Genomic DNA, 3871 nt, shown 5'->3' with positions numbered 1-3871 from the left:
CCACGGACCCCGGATCGGGCCGGCCGGCCGGTGCGGACTTGCGTGAACGGCTCGCCGGGCAGCCCCGGCCCGAACAGGACCGCGAACTGCTCGACCTCGTGAGCAGGCGGGCAGCGGAGGCGCTGGGCCACGGCGACACCGGCGCCGTAGGCTCCGGTCAGGCGTTCCGCGACCTCGGCTTCGACTCCCTCACGGCCGTGGAGCTGTGCAACCGGCTCTCCGCCGAGACCGGCCTGAAACTGCCCAGCACCCTCGTCTTCGACCACCCGACTCCGCGCCATCTGGCCGTCTTCCTCGGGAACGAACTGCTCGGCGAGGAAGGGCCCGACGCGGAAACCGCCCTGGTCGCCGACCTGGACCGACTGGCCTCCACGATTTCAAGGCTTTCCCCAGAGATGAGCGCCAGGGCTCTCGCAGTGGCCCGCCTGCGCAGCATGCTGGCGGAGCTGGGTGATCAGAACGAGGGCGAGCCCAAGGCCTCTGTCTCCCAGCAGCTCGAAGCGGCCTCGGACGACGAGATCTTCGACTTCATCAACCGGGAACTCGGCCGGTCCTGAGCGCCGGCGCAGCAGCCTCAGCAGGCCGAACCGTTCCTACCGCCGACAACGTATGGGGCAAGTTCCAATGGCGAATGAAGACAAGCTCCGGGACTACCTCAAGTGGGTCACCGCCGACCTCGCCGACGCACGGCGGCGGCTCCAGGAGCTGGAGTCCCGCGGGGACGAGCCCATCGCGATCATCGGGATGGGCTGCCGGTTCCCGGGCGGGGTGCGGTCCCCGGAGGACTACTGGCAGCTCCTGTCCGACGGAGTGGACGCCATCTCCCCGTGGCCCACGGACCGCGGCTGGGACGTCGAAGCCCTCTACGACCCGGCCTCGGCGCGCGCGGACGGCAGTTACACCCGCGAGGGAGGCTTCCTGCCCGGCGCCGGCGACTTCGACGCCGCCTTCTTCGGTATCTCGCCGCGTGAGGCCGTCGCCATGGACCCGCAGCAGCGCCTGCTGCTCGAGACGTCCTGGGAGGCCTTCGAGAACGCCGGTGTCGACCCGGAGTCCGCACGCGGTGGGCGCGCGGGCGTCTTCGTGGGATGCAGCAACCAGGAGTACGGCGCCGGCCTCACCGACATCCCGGACGACGTGCGCGGCCACCTGCTCACCGGCAACTCCACGTCGGTCGTCTCCGGCCGCGTGTCGTACGTGCTGGGCCTGGAGGGGCCTGCGGTGACGGTGGACACGGCGTGTTCGTCGTCGTTGGTGGCGTTGCATCTGGCGGTGCAGGCGTTGCGGGCGGGGGAGTGTGATCTGGCGCTGGCCGGTGGTGTGACCGTGATGTCGACGCCGGGCGTGTTCGTGGAGTTCTCGCGGCAGCGGGGGCTGGCCTCGGATGGGCGGTGCAAGGCGTTCGCGGAGGGTGCGGACGGTACGGGCTGGTCCGAGGGTGTGGGCATGCTGCTGGTGGAGCGGCTCTCGGATGCGCGGCGTCATGGTCATCGGGTGCTGGCGGTGGTGCGGGGCAGTGCGGTCAATCAGGACGGGGCGTCGAACGGTCTGACGGCGCCGAACGGGCCGTCGCAGCAGCGGGTGATCCGGCAGGCGCTGGCCGGTGCGGGGTTGTCCGCGGCGGATGTGGACGTAGTGGAGGCGCATGGGACGGGGACGTCGCTCGGCGATCCGATCGAGGCGCAGGCGATCCTGGCGGCCTATGGCCGGGATCGTGAGCGTCCGCTGTTCCTGGGGTCGGTGAAGTCGAACATCGGGCACACCCAGGCCGCTGCGGGTGTGGCGGGTGTGATCAAGATGGTGCTGGCGATGCGGCACGGCGTGCTGCCCCGCACCCTGCACGTGGACGAGCCGTCCTCGCGGGTGGACTGGTCGGCCGGTGCGGTGGAGTTGCTGACCGAGGAGCGGGACTGGCCCCGTGACGGGGACCGGCCGCGCCGCGCCGCCGTGTCCGCCTTCGGGGTGTCCGGCACCAACGCCCACACGGTCCTCGAGGAAGCACCCCGCGAGGAATGCCCCGAACCGGCCGAGGCCTCCGACCGCTCAGGGACCTCCCGGCCCTCCGCGGCCGCCCTCGGCGACCGCGTGCTGCCCTGGGTCCTGTCGGCCCGCACCCCGGAAGCCCTGCCCGCGCAGGCCACCCGGCTCCTCACCCATCTGCGGGAACACCCCGGTACCGGCCCCCTCGACCTCGCCTGGTCACTGGCCGCACACCGATCGGCCCTGCCCTACCGGGCCGCCGTCATCGGCACCGGACAGGCCGAACTCGTCGCCCGGCTCACCGCTCTCGCCAACGGCACCTCCGCCGACGGCATCGTCACCGGCACCGCCCAGCCGGACGGCCGCACGGCGTTCCTGTTCGCGGGGCAGGGGTCGCAACGCCTGGGTATGGGCCGTGAGCTGTACGAGACCTACCCGGAGTTCGCCGAAGCCTTCGACGCGGTCGACGCCGAACTCCCCTTCAGCCTGCGGGAGGTCGTCTTCGGTGAGGACGAAGACGCTCTGAACCGCACCGAGTTCGCGCAGCCCGCCCTCTTCGCCCTGGAAGTGGCCCTGTTCCGGCTGCTGGAGTCGTGGGGTGTGCGGCCGGACGTGCTGGCCGGACATTCGATCGGTGAGATCGCGGCGGCGCATGTGGCGGGGGTGTGGTCGCTGGCGGACGCCTGTCGTCTGGTGGTGGCGCGTGGCCGGCTGATGCAGGCGCTGCCGGAGGGCGGCGCGATGGTCGCGGTGCAGGCCACCGAGGCCGAGGTGCTGCCGTTGCTTCACGACCGGGTCGGTATCGCCGCGGTCAACGGCCCTGAGGCACTGGTGGTCTCGGGCGTGGCGGAAGCCGTGGAGGAGATCGCGGCGCACTTCCGCGCCCAGGGCCGCAAGGTCACGTCCCTGCGGGTGAGTCATGCCTTCCACTCGCCGCTGATGGAACCGATGCTCGCCGAGTTCCAGGAGGTGGCCGAGAGCCTTCAGTACGCGGAGCCGGCCCTCGCCATCGTCTCCACCGTCACGGGCGCTACCACCGCCGAGGAACTGCGCTCCCCCGGGTACTGGGTGCGCCACGTCCGCCAGACCGTCCGGTTCGCCGAGGGCGTCCGTAGCCTCGCCGCCCGCGGCGTCACCCGCTATCTGGAGCTCGGCCCCGACAGCACCCTGACCGCGCTCGCCCAGACCTGCCCCGAGGCCGTGGCGAACACCGGCGGCGGTGACGCGGCCCTGTTCACGGCGACCCTGCGCAAGGACGTCGGCGAACCGGCCGCTGCCATGACGGCGCTGGCCCGCCTGCACGCCCACGGCGCCTCCGTCGACTGGCAGGCCGTCCTCCCGGGCGGGCGCCGGGTGGCACTGCCCACCTACGCCTTCCAGCACCGGCGCTACTGGCTCGCCGACCAGGCCCGCCCCGCGACCGGTGCCGCACACGGCACACAGCCGCCCGCCGGCACCGCCGACGCCGAGTTCTGGGACGCCGTCGAACGAGGCGACCTCGGCTCCCTGGCCGTGTCACTGGACCTCGCCGAGGAGTCCCTGAACGGCCTCGTCCCCGCCCTGTCCTCCTGGCGGCGCCGTCGCCAGGAGCGAGCCCGGGCCGACGAGTGGCTGTACCAGTCGCGCTGGCAGCCCCTCGACCTGTCCTCCGACGCCGTGCTCTCCGGACGCTGGCTCCTGCTCGTCCCCGAGGGCACCGTCCGGGATCACAACACCCAGGACCTCTTGACGGCCCTCGCCACACGGGGTGCCGAACCCTCGGTCCTGGAACTTCCGAGCACCCCGGAACGCACCGCCGTGGCCGCCGAACTGGCGTCCCTTTCCGACGACGACCTCTCGGGCGTCGTCCTCGTCACCCCGCCCGACGCGGACGCCGCACAGGTCTGCGGGT

At 72.3% G+C, this 3871-nt stretch carries 1 protein-coding gene and 1 pseudogene; both read left to right on the top strand.

Features of this window, described 5'->3' with window-relative positions; translation table 11 throughout:
• Positions 1-557, top strand: a 557-nt coding sequence (locus AQJ66_RS38005; RefSeq protein WP_244163021.1) for a phosphopantetheine-binding protein, incomplete at its 5' end; no start/stop codon positions are given.
• 94 nt (positions 558-651) lie between these two features.
• A pseudogene (locus AQJ66_RS35030) lies at positions 652-3871 on the top strand (type I polyketide synthase); the annotation flags it as partial.

It is taken from the genome of Streptomyces bungoensis, from assembly GCF_001514215.1.
GTDB lineage: Bacteria > Actinomycetota > Actinomycetes > Streptomycetales > Streptomycetaceae > Streptomyces > Streptomyces bungoensis.
The sequence above is the reverse complement of the archived record's forward strand: the minus strand, read 5'-3'. Positions and strand labels throughout refer to the sequence as shown.